Source organism: Herbidospora sp. RD11066, from assembly GCF_054661255.1.
The window spans coordinates 91,087-106,805 of sequence record NZ_BAAGDO010000015.1 but is presented as its reverse complement, the minus strand read 5'-3'; the positions used below and the strand labels follow the sequence as shown (position 1 = coordinate 106,805).

Here is a 15,719-nt window from a genome sequence, read left to right as displayed (position 1 = left end):
CCCCATTCCCCTGCGAGGTACCGGCATGACCACGGAACGGAAGCCGACCTTCGTCGGCGCCGAGAAACTGCGCAAGGGCCACACCGACGACGTTCCGGAGGATGCCTTCACGATGCCGGGGGCCTGGGTGCGCGTCCTCCATCCGCGCCGGGGTGGGGTGAAAGTGCCCGCGCCCAAGGCCGACCCGGCCGCGGCGGCGACGGTCGCCGCCACGCTGGCCACGCATCGGGAGACGATCCTCGCCTGCCTCGCCCTCTGCTCCGACCCGGACATCGCCGCGGAAGGCGCGGCCTATCTGGCGGGAGACCGGGCGGCCACTCCGCTGGGGGCGGCGGCGGTCGTCGAGGTGGTGACCAAGTGTCGCGGCGGGAGCGATGCGGCGACGCTGACCGCGTTCGCCGACGTCTGGCTGGCCGAGCGCGGTCTCGCGTTCGCGGCGGTGGCGGGGGCCGAGCTGAACTCGCTGAGACTCGGGGACCGCCACCACTACCACGCCAGCGATGAATACCCCCTGCCGGTGAACCGGCTGCCCGGGGCGGAGGGCGGCAACCACTGGTGGGGCGGGAACCGGATCGAGCTCCTCCGCCGGATCCGCACCGCCGTCGCCACGGCGTCCGACGCCGACCACGCCGAAGTGGTGGCCGCGCTGGCCCGATGCCGCCGGGGCGAGCCGCAGCATCGGATCGCCGCCTCCTACCTGGCGCCGACCGAGGCCGACTGGGTGGAGGCCGACTGCGAGGAGGCGGTCGGTCTCGGTTCGGGGCTCGCGCTGGGGTTGGTCGCCGCGATCGGCACCCCCGCCCAGGCGGCCATGATCGCGGGCCGGTTCCACCTCTTCTGGGTGACCGGCTCCCTGAGCCTGCCGGCCACGGTCGTCGACGCCATGGGCGAGGAGGCCGTCCCGGTGCTGACCTCCTGGGCCGACACCCCTCAGCGCACCGACCACGAGCGGCGGCTGCTGATGATGCTCGCCGAACTGCCCTACGACACCGCGATGCGGGCGCTGATCGACCGGGTCGGCCGCAGGCACGGCCGCCCGGCGCTCCTGCGGGCGGCGGCCCGGTGGCCACGCAGGGCGATGCGGATGCTGGCCGAGGCGGGCGGCAAGGCCGTGGGCGACCTGCTCCGCGCCCATGTGCTGGCCCACCCCGAGCTGGTCGACGAGGTGGTACGCGAGGTGGGCGGCGCCGCCGCGCACCGGATCGTCGCGATCGAGACCACCGCGGCCATCCCGGCGGCGCCGGCCGCGGCCCTGCCCGAGGTGCTGGTCAATCCGCCGTGGACGCGGCCGAAGAAGGCCCGCGAGCAGGTGGTGATCGGTGATCTGACATGTGTCGACGAGCCCGCCGTGGTGTGGGGTCCGGGGGAGCGGGAGGCGTGGCGGTCCATGGCACCCGACTGGGTCATGGGCAGGGAGCTGAGGTGGAAGAAGATCGCCGCCAACCTCGCCAGGGGTGAGAACCGGAACGGCTGGGCCGACGAGCTGTCCTTCTTCCTGTGCGGGCCGGAGGACCTGGCCCGGACACTCCTCGGCACGTGGAGCCCCGCCCACCTGTACTCCGCCTCCGACTGGATGCGGGCCGTGGTCGCCCGGTTCGAACTCGCCGCCCTCCCCCTCGTGGTCCCCCTCGCCAGGCGGAAACCGGGCCTGGTCGCCCACGCGCTGCTCCCGCTGGCCACTCCCGAGATCGCCGTGCTGATGGCCGAGTGGCTGACCCGCCTGAAGTCGGTGCGGGCGACCGCGCTGGCCTGGCTGACCCGGCACCCCGACGCCGCCGCCCGCGCGCTGGTCCCTCCGGCGCTGGGCAAGCCCGGCCCGGCCCGCCGTCAGGCCGAGCAGGCGCTGTCGGCGCTGGCCACGAACGGCGACCGCGACGCCGTGACCAGGGCGGCGGCGGATCACGGTCCGGCCGCCGAGGCGGCGATCGCGGATCTCCTCGCCGTCGGCCCGCTCGACGCGCTGCCGACCAGGATGCCGGTGTTACCCGAGTGGGCCGACCCCTCGGTCCTGACACCGATCCCGTTGCGCGGTGGTGCCGGGGCGCTCCCGGTCGAGGCGGCCCGCCACGTGCTGACGATGCTGGCGATCTCCCGTCCCGGCGCCCCCTACGCCGGGCTCGCCCCGGTCAAGGCGGCCTGCGACGCACGCGGCCTCGCCGACTTCGGCTGGGCGCTGTTCCAGCGCTGGCAGGCGGCCGGTCATCCGTCCAAGGAGGGCTGGATGATGGACGCGCTCGCCCTGATCGGCGACGACGAGACCGCCCGGAGACTGGCGCCCTTGATCCGCGCCTGGCCCGGCGAGAGCGCCCACCAGCGCGCGGCCACCGGCCTGGACGTCCTGGCCGGGATCGGGAGCGAGGTCGCGCTGATGCACCTCCACGGGATCGCCGAGAAGGTCAGGTTCGCCGGGTTGAAGAACCAGGCCCGGCACCGGATGTCCGAGGTCGCCGCGCGGCTAGGCCTGTCGTCCCAGGAATTGGCCGACCGGCTCGTCCCCGACTTCGGCCTCGCCGCCGACGGCAGCCTGACCCTCGACTACGGCCCCCGGAAGTTCGTCGTCGGCTTCGACGAACGGCTCACGCCCTACGTCGCCGACTCGGCGGGCAAACGGCTGAAGAACCTCCCCAAGCCGGGCGTCAAAGACGACGCGGAGCTCGCCCCCGCCGCCCACCAGCGCTTCACCGGCCTGAAGAAGGACGTCCGCACCGTCGCCGCCGACACCATCCACCGCCTGGAGCGGGCGATGGCCCATCGGCGCCGATGGACCGTCGAGGAGTTCACCCGCCTGTTCGTCGGCCACCCCCTGCTGTGGCACATCACGCGCCGCCTGGTCTGGGGCTACTACTCCGACGACACGCTGGTGGGCACGCTCCGGGTCGCCGAAGACCGCGGTTTCGCCGACGCCGGCGACGAGACACTGACCCTCCCCGCCGGCGTGACCGTCGGGATCGTCCACCCCCTGGAACTGGGCGAGACCCTGAGCACGTGGGCCGAGGTGTTCGCCGACTACGAGATCATCCAGCCGTTCCCGCAGCTCGGCCGCGACGTCTACGACCCCGCCGCCGTCGACGGCGCCGCCTTCACCCGGATCCCGACCGGCCGGGTGATCGGCCTGGAACGGCGCGGCTGGCGGCGGGGTGCGCCTCAGGACGGCGGCTGGCAGGGGTGGATCGAACGCGACGTGCCGGGCGGCGGGGTCGTCACCATCGGCCTCGATCCGGGTGTCGCCATCGGCTACCTCGACATGGAGGAGGAACAGATCGTGATGGTCGAAGAGGGCCACTTCGACGGCCTCGACCCGATCACCGCCTCCGAGATTCTTCGCGAACTCCACTCCGTCCGATAAGGGTCATGCGCGCCGCCGGGTCGAGGGCAGCATCAGGGCGCCGACGAGTCCCAGGAGGCCGACGCCCGCGCAGACCCAGAAGCCGATGGTGAACGCGTCGTCGGTCGGCAGGCCCTGCGGGGTGCTGTTGGAGGTGATCAGGGCGGCGATGACGGCGGTGCCGACGCTGCTGCCGATCGTGCGGGCGATGGCGTTGACGCCGGTGGCCTCGCCGGTCTGCGTCGCGGGGACCGCCTCGATGATGGCGTTGGCCATCGACGCGAAGGAGAAGCCGATGCCGGCGCCGGTCAGCACACCGGAGGCGATCAGCTGCCACAGCTCACTGTGGCCGAGCGCGGGCAGCCCGAACGCGGCCGCGACGAGGACGGCACCGATGAACAGCGGCGGCTTCGGGCCGAAGCGGCGGATCAGGACGCCGGCCAGCGGGCCGAACACGACCATGGAGGCGACCGTCGGGAGCAGCAGCAGGCCGACCTGGGAGACCGACTTGCCGAAGCCGTAGCCGAGGGCCGGCGGGAGCTGCAGCAGGGTGGGCACGAGCAGGAAGGTGCCGAACATGGCGAAGCCCATGATGAGGGCGACCAGGTCGGTGGCCCAGACGCCGCGGATCCGCATCAGGCGCATGTCGACCAGGGGTTCCCGCACCCGCGCCTCGAACAGGACGAACACCACCAGCGCGACGACGCCGAGCACCAGCAGGCCGATCGTCAGGGGGTCGCCCCAGCCCCACGTCTGGCCCTTGCTGATGGCCAGCAGCAGCGAGACGAGCGACACGGCCAGGATGACGGCGCCGAGCATGTCGAGTCTGCCGGGGGTCCGTACGGGCGACTCCTTCATGCCGAAGATCGCGCCGAGCAGGGCGATGACGACCACCGCGAGGGGCAGCCAGAACAGCCAGTGCCACGACAGGTGCTCCACGATCGGCCCGGCGGCGACGATGCCGACACCGGCGCCGACACCGCTGATCGCCGACAGCATGGCGACCGTGGTCGGGACCTTCTCCCGCGGCATCTCGTCGCGGACCATGCCCAGCGACAGCGGCAGGATCGCACCCGCCGCGCCCTGCAGGACCCGGGCCGCGATGAGCACGATCAGGTTCGGCGCGAGCGCGGCCAGCAGGGTGCCGGCCGCCATGATCGACAGCACCGCGATGAGCACCCTGCGCTTGCCGACCATGTCGCCGAGGCGGCCGAGGATCGGCGTCAGCACCGACGCCGACAGCAGGTAGGCGGTGATGATCCAGCTGGCGTCGGCGGTCGTCACCTCCAGGTCGCGGCCGATGACCGTCAGCGCCGGCGACACCAGGGATTGCAGCACCGCGAAGGCCAGGCCGCCGAGCGCGAGATAGAGCACGAGCAGCCCGTTGCCCGAGCGCTCAGGCGCGTCCGGGACGGTCTCGATCGTCTGGGTCATGACATCCTCAGCCTTGGTTGTAAACGTCTGTTTACTTTTTTATTGGCTGCTCGGGCCACAAGTCAACAGTTGCTTACATCACACCCGGCGCCGCCCCGGGCACAAGTCAATGATTGTTTACATCGGGCGACACGAGAGTTACGCTGCGACGACGACCGAAGGAGCGGACGGGTGGACCACGGCCAGGAGCAGCAGGCGGATTGCGGCGAGCCCGCCGCCCCGCGCCACCGCCGCGATGCCGCCCAGACCCGCCGATGCCTGCTCGGCGAGGCGCGCCACCGGTTCGCCCGCTACGGATACTCGACGACCACCGTCCGCGACATCGCCGACGGCGCCGGGGTCAACGTCGCCCTCATCAACCGCTACTTCACCTCGAAGGAGGGCCTGTTCCAGGCCTGCCTCGACGACGCCGTCACCGACCTGCGCCACGACACCTCCGACGCCTCGCTGTCCGAGGTGGCCGCCAAGATCGCCCGCCGCCTCACCGCCCCCGCCGACGAGCCCGCCCTCCTCGACGGCATGCTCCTCCTGCTCCGCACCAGCGGCGACGAACGCGTCGACTCGGTGCGCCGCGACGCCCTGCTGGCCCTCAGCGAACGCCTCACCGTCGCCGCAGGATCGCCCCGCCCGCCCGGCGACGACGCCCTGCTGCGGGCCCAGATGGTCTTGGCCACCGCGCTCGGCATCGCGCTGGTACGCGCGTCGGTCGGCGTCGAGCCGCTCGCCACGGCGACGGAGGAGGAGATCCGGGGGCCGCTGACCGACCTGGTGCGATCCCTGCTCGCGCCCGCGGGCTCCAGGGGGCCTGCATAGCCGATCACCCTTTCTGTGGTGACTTCGGCCGTTATCGTCATGCTCATGCTGAGCGCATACGGCCGGAACGATGTGCTGCTGTCGATGATGGAGTGCCTTCTGGAAGACGGCGCCGATCTGGAACCGGTCAGAGAGGCGTTCGAATCGACGAAGGGTGACTTCACCGCCAAGTTCGCCGCCGCGATCCAGGCCCGTCTGACGCAGCTGGTCGAACCCGAGTTGTTCATCGACGTACCGGAGCGCCCGGCGGATCTTCGCAAATCCGATCTGGAAGCCATCGTGCGGCCCGCGGTCGGCGGCTTTCTCCGCTCGCAGCCGTCCAAGGACGATCTGGTGGATCAGGCGGAACTGATCCGATGGCGGCAGGAACGGCGCCCTGAATGGATTCCGCGCGTGGACCGGCACGGTGAACCGATCCCGGTGCCGCGCCCCGATCCGGCGGAGATCCGGCCTGAACGGCCGCTCACGATCAGCGCTCTCGCCGAACTCAGCGACGTAAAGGTTCTCCTGCCCGCCGAGGACGGGGAGCGGCCGGAACTGTCCATGCCGCCCGGCGGGATCGGAGAATGGGAGGCGGCCCTCTACACGTTCCTGGGCATCACCGGTGAGACGGGCCCGGGAAGAGTCGTGCTGATCGACGCCCAGGCCAACGAGGCGCTGATCCCCGAAGGCCTGGGCCGGTGGTTACCCGAGCAGGTGAAGGCGCTGTCCGCCGCCCAGGACACGGGAGTGGCCAGCGAACTCCTGGCCACCTCGGCGACCCTCGGAGGCCTGACGGTCACGGATGACGTCCACCCGCACGATGAGACGCTCGCCCTGGCCCTGGAGTCGTCGGGCGACTGGCGGTTCAGCCCTCGCTGGCGCTTGAACGCCTGGGACCCGAGCTTCGACGTGCCCATACTGGCCACCGCACGAGCAGCCGTAGCCGGCTGGGCGGGCCAGAATCAGAGCGGCTTGATCGTGTACGTCTACGGCGCCGCCCTCAACGGCATCGAAGGACTGACGGACCGCCCCAGCCCCCTGCACGGCTACCTCCTGTGCATCACCCGCGCCGCCGACGGAACGGACACGGTCGCCTCGGTGCATCGGGTGATCCTTTCGTGCCCGGGAGCAGGCTGGTGTCACGGTGACGGCTGCCCCGAGACCGAGTTCCCGGAGGCCGCCGCGCTCCTCGCCTCGATCGTCTCCATCGGCGAGGTGGCGAGCCTCGCCGACCAGGTCGGCGGTCCGGCCGGAGAGATCCACGAGCGGATGTACGGGACCCACGGCGTCGATCACTACTCCGACCCCGTCATGGACTGCCTGGAAGTCGTGCTGTCCGGCGCCGGGTGGACCGAGCTGGAGCGATCGACCTGGGAAGGCGGCATCGAAGAGCTGCTGGTGCGCCGAGGCGCACACTGCCTGAGCGCGGCCTACGATCCGGTCACCCGCCAGATCCGGCTGGCCGATGGCAAGCCCCAACTTGAGGGCCTGCTCGACAGCCTGGCGGAGGACGGCGTACTCATCGACGATCACGGCAAGGAGGCCATCGACCTGAGCGAGCACGCGGTCGAGCGGTGGGGCACGGCCGTCCTCACCGTGGCGTCCGACCACCTGCGGGGCGCCATCGACGACCTGCCGCAGCTGGCCGACCCGCTTCAGACGGCTCTGCTCGGCCTGCACCCCCACGCGGACGGGACCGTCAAAGCGCCCCAAGCGGGCGATCTCGTGGAGGAACAGCTGACGATGTCGCTGCGTGCCGCCGGGCTGCTCGGCGAAGAATGATCAGAGCCGCTCTACCGCCGCAGACGTCCCAGCCACCGATCGGCGCGCTGGACGAACAGGTGTGCCTCCCGTTCGAGTGATCGCGTCCTGACCCGTTCGAGGGCGGCCCGGACGTCCGTCTCGGTAGCGCCGCGCGCCTGGAGCAGGCGGGCGCGCAGCCCTTCCTGGTAGCGCTCACCATAGGCCTCGAAATAGTGGTCGGCCCGGTCGAGCACCTCGGCGGCCTCGTCAGGGCGGCCCGCCTCCAGCCACATCTCCGCGAGCAGGGCGGTCCAGGTGGCCAGGCCGGACAGCGGCGGGTCGGTCATCCAGGCGGCGACGGTCTCCTCGGCCCGCGCCGCCTCGCCGGCCGGATCGTGTCCCGACACCGCACGGGCCCAGCAGCGTGCCGGCCGTCCCGGTGATCATGCTTGACCCGGTGCGATACGGAGATCGCCGAGATGTCGCCAGCCGTGATTTCATGATCACTTCTAGTAGCGTCCGGGCCGAGTTGATCTATCGGAACGGAGCTTCGTGTGATGTCACAACGGCGTAAGTCCGCCCTCGCCGCAGCCTTGATCACCCTTGCGACCGCGTCGGCGACGCCGGTCATGGCCGCCACGGCGAGCCCCGGCGAGAAGAACACCGTGACCTCGTGTGTACGGCAGGGCCAGGCGAACTACCCGGTGGAGTACTACTGGAAGAACGTCATCGGCATGCGCCTGGGCAACGGCAACGTGGCGGTCGACACCACCCCCGCGTTGTGGGGCGGCCAGGTCGTGCCCGGCTCGACCTTCACCCTGCGCCTGGCCCACAGCACCGCCAGGTGGCCGGCGCTGGTGCGCAGCTACACCACCACCTGGGACGTCTCCTCGCTGGTCGCCAACGCCGACATCGTCAGCCAGTCGGGTGCGGGCACCATCAACGGCAACACCCTGACCATCCCGTCGACCGGCAGCAAGACCGACCCGGCGCCGAAGGTCATCACCTTCCGCGTCAAGCCGGGTACCGTCGGCCGGAGCATGACCATCCGCCCGAGCGGCATCAGCAGCGTCATCGCCGCCCCGGGCCAGCTCGGCGGCAACGCCCCGGCCCCGCCGATCCAGATCGTGAACGGCCAGTCGATCTCGCCGACCACGGCCGTCAACGACTCGGCCACCACCCTCCAGGACAACGCGGTCACCATCCCGGTCCTGGCCAACGACACCGGCTCCGGCGCGACGATCACCGCCGTCGGCAAGCCCGCCCACGGCACCGCGACGATCTCCGGCAACGGCGTCGTCTACACGCCGCCGGCGGGCCTGAGCGGCACCGACACCTTCACCTACACGATCACCACGCCGTGCGGCACCAGCACCGCGACCGTGACCGTCGTGGTCACCTGTGTCAGCAACCCGATCGGCCTGGCCAACAGCAGCTTCGAGTCGCCGGTTGTCGCCTCGGCCCGCTGGGACATCCCCGACGCGTCCACCAACCCGCCCGCCGGATGGCGCACCACCGCCTCCGACGGGTTCCTGGAGATCTGGCGCACCGGATTCCAGGGCGTGCCCTCGGCCGACGGCGACCAGTTCGCCGAGCTCAACGCCACCGAGCCGTCCACGCTCTACCAGGACGTGCCGACCGTGCCCGGCACCGTCATGAGCTGGTCGATCTGGCACCGGGGCCGCGCGGGCACCGACGTCATGCAGGTGCTCATCGGTGCTCCCGGCGCGACCGTGGCGCAGATCCCGACCGGCGCGGCCTCGCCGAACATCTCCACCGACAACACCGCGTGGCGTCAGTACACCGGCACCTACACGGTTCCGGCCGGTCAGACCACGACCCGGTTCTCCTTCCAGGCCGTCTCGTCCGCGGGCGGCGGCGCGTTCGGCAACTTCCTCGACGGCGTGGTCTTCCAGACCCCGCCCTGCCGGCCGATGCGGTAGCCGATCACCGGTGACCGGCCGTCCCTTCAGTGCCCGTCGAACGAGATGACGAAAGGGCACTCCGGGCCGTGCCGGTCACCCCGGGTCGGGTAGCCGCCCACGAAGTCGTCGCCCTGGTAGACGAGCAGCACCTCGCCGTCGACGACGCACCGGTCGCCCGCGCCCAGCAGGCCGAGCAGCGGGTCTTCGGCCTCGACCCGGTAGAGGGATTCGACCCCGTCGTAACGCACGCCGCCGGGCGTGACCTTCTCGCCCTCGAACCCGTACATGCGAAGTTCGGAGACGCACAGGACGGTCTTGCGCAGCGCCCGGTTCACCGCCTCCAGGTAGCCGGGGAGTTCGGCCGCGATCACCTCGCTCAGCCGGGTGGCGTAGCGGATCGTGGCCGGACAGGCGTAGGAGCAGGGCATGTACGGCACCAGGCCGAAGGCGGTGTGCCGCAGGAACGGGTTGCACAGCGGCGACGGGTCGCCCTCGGTGGCGAGCAGGGCGGCGTAGTAGGTGTTGTCGTCGTTCCAGTTGTTGCGGCGGCGGAAGAAGTCCTGACAGCACGGCGGGTAGCCGAGGGCGTCGCCGAACTTGTCGTGGTCGGCGCGGTGCTTGTTGACCACGACGCCGTCGATGATCAGCGGATACCAGCCCACGGCGACCACCCGGTCGAGGGCGTCCCGGTCACGGGCCAGGAACACGTGGGCCTCGGTGCCGGGGCGCAGGGTGGTGGCCAGCGCCGCCCGCGTGGTGGTGAGCTGGGTGGCCGGGACCTGGGCGATCTGCGGTGACGCCCGGTCGAAGCACGCGTCGACGTGGTACATCAGACCCAGATCGCCGACCGCGCGCAGGAACCTCTGCCAGCCCGCGGCCGGGACCCACACGTCCATCGCCGGTTTGAGGCCCGCCGCGACCGCGATCAGCGTGGGAAGCTGCGCGCCGCCGGTGGCGGCGACCATGTCGCGGTAGCGGCTCGTCCACAGCTCCCGGGCGGTCGCCGCGCCGACCATGGGGTGGACGAAGCCCGAGGTCGGCCCGGTCTCGGCGGGCTCGGCCGGTTCCCGTCCCGGCACGGTGATCCGTAACGTCCGGCCGGTGGCCGGCTCACCGGTCTCCATCAGGAGGGGAGTGTTGGCGAGTTCGTACAACGCCTCGTCGTAGCGGCCCAGGTGGCGCAGCGCGAAGGCGTGGCACTGCCGGAAATAGGGGGTGTGGGGGCTGCGCCGGACGCAGGCGGCGTATCCGTCGGCGGCGGCCGGATAGTCGTCGCGGACGTAGGCGAGGTGGGCGGCGGCGAGGTCGGCGACCAGGGAGTCACCCGGTGGCAGCACCAGGTCGGGAGGGGCGGCGCGGACGGCGTCCAGGAGGGAGTCTCCCGCGTACCAGCGGCCGAGGACGGCGTCCAGGGTCCAGTCGGGCGGCAGTCCCAGCGCGGCCATGGTGGCGGGGTCGCCCTCCGCCGGCGGCTCCGGGTGTGCCGTCCGGGTCCGGGTGTGGCTGGCGCGGTGGTCCGCGCAGGCGGCGTCGATCCGTTCGCGGGTCTCGCGCGGGGGGCTCGGCAGGGCGGCGCGCACCTCGTCGAGACGCGCGCGCATGGTGGCGACCAGGACCTGACCTGCGGGGGAGAAGGTGGCGGCGGTCAGGACGTCCAGGCCGGTCTCGACCTGACGTCCGACCTGGTAGGCGCGTTCGACGACGGCGTCGTGGCCGAACGGGTTGGCGTCCCCGAGCAGGGCCGCGTAGAAGTCGAGGACCTGCACGAACGTGTAGACGGCCTGCAGCAGCCCGCTCAGCGGCCGGGGGTCGGTCCGCCAGGGCGAGTAGTGCACGGCCTCGCCCGCGTCGCCCACGATCATGGGGTCGAGGATGAGCAGCGCGTAGAGCTTCTGGTGACCGTATTCGTGGACGAGCGCCTCAAGGGTGGCCATCGGCTGTCCCAGCGACAGGGCGATCAGCCCGGGGGCCTCGTGGAAACTGCCGCTGACGTGCAGCGCCGGGTCGGGCGACACGATCGGCACGATCGCGGTCAGTCCCCCGGACAGCTCCTCGGCGAGTTCGGGCCGGACCGTGCCGACCGTGTCCAGGTGCCGGTCGAGCACCGCGCGCCAGTGCCGCGCCTGTTCCGGGTCGAGATCCGCGAACGTGTACGAGGTCCGCCCGCCCAGCCGCAGATCGGCGTCGAGCCAGTTGAGCTCGGGCCCCGCCGCCAGCCTCGGCACCCGCAGCGGCGACCCCGCCACCCGGCCGCCCGCCACCCGCAGCGTCACCGGCGCGTACGGCTCCGCGCCCCCCAGACTCAGCCGCGCGCCCGGCAGGCTCACCCGCCCGGCGTGATCGGCCCGGACCGTCCCGGTGACCGACCCCGTGCCCGCGAGCACCGACCCGCCCGCCGCGAACCGGGCGAACTCCCGCAGATGAGGCAGCACATGGACCCGGGGGAACCGCTCGGCCGCCCGGCGGACGACCAGGTTCCACGCCACGTCGACCCAGAAGCCCGCGCTCGGGTGGCCCAGCACCCGCCGCTGCACGTCACCGGGCAGGTCGGCGAGCAGGTCGAGCCCCTCGGCGAAACCCGACTCGGCCAGGACGTCCGGAGCCTGCTCCCCGAGCCGCCTCCGGAGCTCCTTCAGGCCGACGAGCGTGTGGTAGTAGCGGGCGGTGAAGATCGCCCGGTTCGCCGACGTCCATCCGGTGGCGGTCACGAACGAGGCCGTCGTCTGCGCGTCCATCATGCTCCCTGTCGTTCGCCCGGGGCTCGTTCTCCCGGCGCCGCGATCCGCAGCAGGTCGTCGTGGACCCGGCCGGTCACCGTCCGGATGAGTTTCATCAGGTCGGCGCAGTAGACCGACGGGTTGGCGAAGCCGTCGGCGTGGGAGTAGCGCTGCGGGAAGTAGCCGCCGCCGCAGATCCGCACCAGGTCACAGGACCGGCAGACCCGCCCCAGCGTGTTCCAGCTCTCCTGCCGCGCCAGCACCATCGGCGAGGTGAGCGCGTCGTCGAAGCTGTGCGTGGCGATGTTCATGCCCAGGTCGCACGCCCCCGGATAGGTGACCTTCAGCGTGTCCACGGCCTGGATGTCGCCGTCGGTCTCCACGACCACGAAGTCGACCGGCTGCAGCCCCCACTCCTCCGAACTGTCGCTGGCCCCCAGATAGAGCGCGATGATGTCGCGGAAACGCCGCAGCCGAATCGGCTGCGGACGCTCGGAATACCAGACGTCGAAGACCCGCAACAGCCAGTCGGCATAAGGAGTGGCCCCCCGGTCACCCGCCTTACCCGGTGGGAGGAGGTCGTGATGGCCGAGCGGCAGCAGGAAATCGATGGACGGCGGATTGAACGACCGGAAATAGGAATACGTCTCCACCGGGTCGTTCGCCAGGTCGATGACCGCGAGAATTCCACCCCACAGATGACGGCCGTCCGGCGCGCTCAATAGTCGCAGACCGTTTTCCAGCCGATCGAACATCGACCGCCCGGCGTGATCGCGTCGATGCCGGTCGTTGGTCGCCCGCGGCCCGTCGATGCTCAGGCCGAACGACATCTCCCATTCCCGGCAGAAATCCTGAACCTCGGTCGTGTACGTGGTCCCGTTGGTCTGCCCGTTCCAGCGGATTTTCACGTCAGGGGCGTTCCGGGTCACCGTCTCACACAATTCACGCAGATATTTCACGCCGAGCATGAGCGGCTCGCCGCCGTGCAGGATGAAATCGACCTGCGGCATCGCATGGGCCACCGCATGCTCGTTGATGCGCGCCCCGAGCAGGGCCGCGGTCTCCATCGACATCCGCCTCGGCTGCCCGCGCCACGATTGGTCGGCGTGCCGGTAGACGTAGCAGTAGTCACAGTCGAGGTTGCACCGGGAGGCGACCTTGCAGATGAACGACTTGAGCGGCTCCGGGGCCACCGGTCAGCGCCCCGACCAGGAGCTGTGCCTGCTGTGCGCGCTGTGCATGCTGAACGAGCTGAAGGAACTGAACGAACTGAAAGAGAAGAAGGAGCTGTGGGAACTGAAAATCTGGCCCAGCCGGGTGCTTTCCGCCGTGGCCTCCAAATCGGCTCCGAAGAGTTCGTTGAGGATCACCCCGAGCGCGGTGCCCTCCAGTTCGTCGACCGACCGTAAATCGATTTCGGGAAGGTCCAGAGGTTCGGGTTGTCCATTACCGCCATTTTCGTCCGTGGCCATTCGTTTCACCTCGAATGCGAGCCCGACGTTCATCGCGATCGTACGGAAAAACCCAAGCCCGGGCCACCCTGAACGGACGACTCCATCGGCTGGATAGAGGCTCCGCCGCCCTTCGGTGTCCGGGTGGAAGTAGTCGCACTTGCGCACCACCGAAGGGGTGAACGGAAACGGAAAACCTCGCTGTCGCCATAACGGCAGTCCGTGCGGTATTCCACGCAGGCCTTGTGGCCTTTTCGTTGTTGTGTGAGGTCCGTCCTGAGAGTTTCTTCTTGTACCTACCGCCGGGCCACGTCTCTGATCAGACGTAGCGAAGCTGGGTCGGATGTGCAAATGTTGGCACATGGCCTGGCGGAGGCGGTCAATTTGGGTCATAAGTGGTAGGGCGCCAGGGATTCGAACCTTGAACCTAAGGATAAAAGTTCGAGGCATTACGGTCGCCCAATGCCGCAGAATGTCGATTTCCATTGGACCGCCAGATTTGCCGCTGTCGAAGTGCTGCTGATGATGTGCGGTGTCGCTCCGTATCGTGTACCAATGAGCAACCGCCGAGCATGCAATCGCTACCCGGCCTGGCTTTACGGAAATACGGCTATGTGGACATGGCTGTCTAAGCTTGAGGGCTTAGGCGCTAGCGGCAGGACCGAGCATGGGCTCGATCAATCTTAATCCGGCATGGCCAACTCTGCCGGGAAGGAGGATTTTCGGGCAATGCAAATCAATGACTTAAACCCAACCATAAACGGCAGGGGTAGAACTGTCGGTATTGCCGTGTATGGTCGGATGCATCGTTTACTTGGGGAGGGGCGACATGGCGCGAATCCGGCCGACTCGTCGCATTGAACGTGCGGGAGTCAACGCCCTTCGAACACTTCTGGAAGAGCGGGATCATCTGGTCCAGGAGATAGACGGCGGCATCGACCACGGCGAAGATCTTTATGTGATATTCACGCGCCATGGAAGAAGAACCGGGCACGTCATCGCAGTTCAGGTGAAGAGTGGCCGAAAATACAAACGGGCAAATGGTTATGCGATCCCTTTGGGGGACCACGCCCACGATTGGAGGCACAGTAAAATTCCGGTCATAGGCGTGGTTTACGATAATGACAACAAGGAGCTATATTGGGTAAATCTGACGAAATTCCTCAAGGAGTACGGGGCGGATATTACCTGGATTCCAATACCTCGCGAAAATGTAATGTCGGATTCCTCGTTGAGAGGCATCGTTGCTGAAATCGAGGCCTTTATCGATCTCGAAGGCATGAGAGTTCGCCGATCATCCGTCCCGGAAGTTCTGCAGGGCGCGGCGCAAGCCCGACGCTCGGAGTCATCGGAAAATCCAGGCGACTCGATCCCGGACGAGCCCAACCCGCTCTTTGAGCCCTTTGCGGATCTCGCCCTTAAGCACGAGAAATCGATCAAGTATGTGATCGGGCGCTCACCCAAGTATCTCCTGCTGTTAATTCTTGGGATGATCATGTCGCTGGAGTGGCCATATCAGGTCAGGTTTGTTCGAACCTACTCCGGACTTGACCCCGTCATCTGGGTAGGCAACATCTACCTGTTCACATATGTCCTCGCCTTGATAATGTTTTTCGAATTCAAGGCTAGGCGTATACCAAGATTTACCGGTTATATTTTCACACTCATCATGTGCAACTTCTATGTGAATCCATTCCTTGTCGGTGACGGCAAGCATGATCCCGACGTTTTTTGGGGTCAAATTTGGATCACTGTTGGCGTATTTCTGCCAGGCCTCGGATACAAACTTGCAATTTTTCATTATGTGCGCGCAGCTCTAGATAGACGGAGACGCAAAGCGCTAAGCCGCGCCCTTGACTCGCCACGTTAGGAGCCCGGAGAAGTTTTCGTGAGGCTTGTGCCACGCCAGATGGGCGCCGACATTGTGCCTGCCGATTATTTCATCCGTCCAGGTCACGACCTTGCAGGCGGCCTTCGATTTCTGAAGAGGAATAGTGCGGCAGGATGACCAGTCATGCTTCTTCGCCTTGCCTGCCTGGCCGTCACGAACACTTTCGCGGCGCTGCGGTTGCTGCCGTTGGGCGATCGAGACAAGGACGTCGAGATGCTCGCCCCGCGTCACCAGCTCACCAATCTCGAACGGCAACTCGGCGTCGGTGCTCGGGTGAGGTTCGCTCCTGAGGATCGAGCGTTCCTCGCCGCTCTCCTGGCGCCGCTTCCCCGCGATGTTCTGCACCGGCTGAGGCTCCTCGTCCGGCCGGATACTGTCGTGCGGTGGCATCGCGATCTGGTGAAACGGGGTCATACTCGTGCCTGCGTGCCGAAGCGG

11 protein-coding genes are annotated in these 15,719 nt (G+C 68.8%); 5 read left to right on the top strand and 6 right to left on the bottom strand.

All coding sequences use genetic code 11. The features are described from left to right. Positions 1-25: 25 nt before the first annotated feature. The gene (locus ACYQ78_RS37440) at positions 26-3,346 is read left to right on the top strand and encodes a DUF4132 domain-containing protein (RefSeq protein ID WP_459805733.1); all 3,321 of its coding nucleotides are present in this window, start codon (positions 26-28) and stop codon (positions 3,344-3,346) included. A gap of 3 nt (positions 3,347-3,349) precedes the next feature. On the opposite strand, the gene ACYQ78_RS37435 is transcribed toward ACYQ78_RS37440, so the two are convergent. Continuing rightward, entirely contained in the window at positions 3,350-4,759 is a 1,410-nt protein-coding gene (locus ACYQ78_RS37435) for an MFS transporter (protein WP_459805732.1), read from the bottom strand. A gap of 171 nt (positions 4,760-4,930) precedes the next feature. On the opposite strand from ACYQ78_RS37435, the gene ACYQ78_RS37430 reads away from it, so the two are divergent. After that, a complete protein-coding gene (locus ACYQ78_RS37430) occupies positions 4,931-5,572 on the top strand; it encodes a TetR/AcrR family transcriptional regulator (RefSeq protein ID WP_459805731.1) in 642 nt (213 codons plus the stop codon). Positions 5,573-5,590: 18 nt separating this feature from the next. Beyond that, positions 5,591-7,336, top strand: coding sequence for a hypothetical protein (locus ACYQ78_RS37425; protein WP_459805730.1), 1,746 nt, complete (start codon positions 5,591-5,593; stop codon positions 7,334-7,336). An 11-nt stretch (positions 7,337-7,347) separates the two neighbouring features. On the opposite strand, the gene ACYQ78_RS37420 is transcribed toward ACYQ78_RS37425, so the two are convergent. Then, a complete protein-coding gene (locus ACYQ78_RS37420) occupies positions 7,348-7,704 on the bottom strand; it encodes a hypothetical protein (RefSeq protein ID WP_459805729.1) in 357 nt (118 codons plus the stop codon). Between the two features lie 150 nt (positions 7,705-7,854). On the opposite strand from ACYQ78_RS37420, the gene ACYQ78_RS37415 reads away from it, so the two are divergent. After that, positions 7,855-9,240, top strand: coding sequence for an Ig-like domain-containing protein (locus ACYQ78_RS37415; protein WP_459805728.1), 1,386 nt, complete (start codon positions 7,855-7,857; stop codon positions 9,238-9,240). A gap of 26 nt (positions 9,241-9,266) precedes the next feature. Here the strand turns inward: ACYQ78_RS37415 and ACYQ78_RS37410 are convergent, their stop codons facing one another. Genes ACYQ78_RS37410 through ACYQ78_RS37400 form a run of 3 tightly spaced genes read right to left on the bottom strand, consistent with a single transcriptional unit; the run spans position 9,267 to position 13,444 of the window. Then, the gene (locus ACYQ78_RS37410) at positions 9,267-11,957 is read right to left on the bottom strand and encodes an aKG-HExxH-type peptide beta-hydroxylase (RefSeq protein WP_459805727.1); all 2,691 of its coding nucleotides are present in this window, start codon (positions 11,955-11,957) and stop codon (positions 9,267-9,269) included. Beyond that, entirely contained in the window at positions 11,957-13,132 is a 1,176-nt protein-coding gene (locus ACYQ78_RS37405; protein WP_459805726.1) for an FxsB family cyclophane-forming radical SAM/SPASM peptide maturase, read from the bottom strand. Before ACYQ78_RS37405 ends, ACYQ78_RS37410 begins: the two co-directional genes overlap by 1 nt. A gap of 3 nt (positions 13,133-13,135) precedes the next feature. Then, positions 13,136-13,444, bottom strand: a complete 309-nt coding sequence (locus tag ACYQ78_RS37400; protein ID WP_459805725.1) for a hypothetical protein — start codon at positions 13,442-13,444, stop codon at positions 13,136-13,138. A 775-nt stretch (positions 13,445-14,219) separates the two neighbouring features. Here ACYQ78_RS37400 and ACYQ78_RS37395 point away from each other — a divergent pair. After that, positions 14,220-15,260, top strand: a complete 1,041-nt coding sequence (locus ACYQ78_RS37395) for a DUF4365 domain-containing protein (RefSeq protein ID WP_459805724.1) — start codon at positions 14,220-14,222, stop codon at positions 15,258-15,260. Here the strand turns inward: ACYQ78_RS37395 and ACYQ78_RS37390 are convergent. Beyond that, positions 15,231-15,695, bottom strand: a complete 465-nt coding sequence (locus ACYQ78_RS37390) for a hypothetical protein (protein ID WP_459805723.1) — start codon at positions 15,693-15,695, stop codon at positions 15,231-15,233. The genes ACYQ78_RS37395 and ACYQ78_RS37390 overlap by 30 nt on opposite strands. Positions 15,696-15,719: the final 24 nt, after the last annotated feature.

What these genes read in the sequence shown, in the direction of transcription:
- ACYQ78_RS37440 (WP_459805733.1), top strand. Translation starts at nt 26, where the DNA reads ATGACCACGGAACGGAAGCCGACCTTCGTCGGCGCCGAGAAACTGCGC.
- ACYQ78_RS37435 (WP_459805732.1), bottom strand. Translation starts at nt 4,759, where the DNA reads ATGACCCAGACGATCGAGACCGTCCCGGACGCGCCTGAGCGCTCGGGC.
- ACYQ78_RS37415 (WP_459805728.1), top strand. Translation starts at nt 7,855, where the DNA reads ATGTCACAACGGCGTAAGTCCGCCCTCGCCGCAGCCTTGATCACCCTT.
- ACYQ78_RS37410 (WP_459805727.1), bottom strand. Translation starts at nt 11,957, where the DNA reads ATGGACGCGCAGACGACGGCCTCGTTCGTGACCGCCACCGGATGGACG.
- ACYQ78_RS37400 (WP_459805725.1), bottom strand. Translation starts at nt 13,444, where the DNA reads ATGAACGTCGGGCTCGCATTCGAGGTGAAACGAATGGCCACGGACGAA.
- ACYQ78_RS37395 (WP_459805724.1), top strand. Translation starts at nt 14,220, where the DNA reads ATGGCGCGAATCCGGCCGACTCGTCGCATTGAACGTGCGGGAGTCAAC.
- ACYQ78_RS37390 (WP_459805723.1), bottom strand. Translation starts at nt 15,695, where the DNA reads ATGACCCCGTTTCACCAGATCGCGATGCCACCGCACGACAGTATCCGG.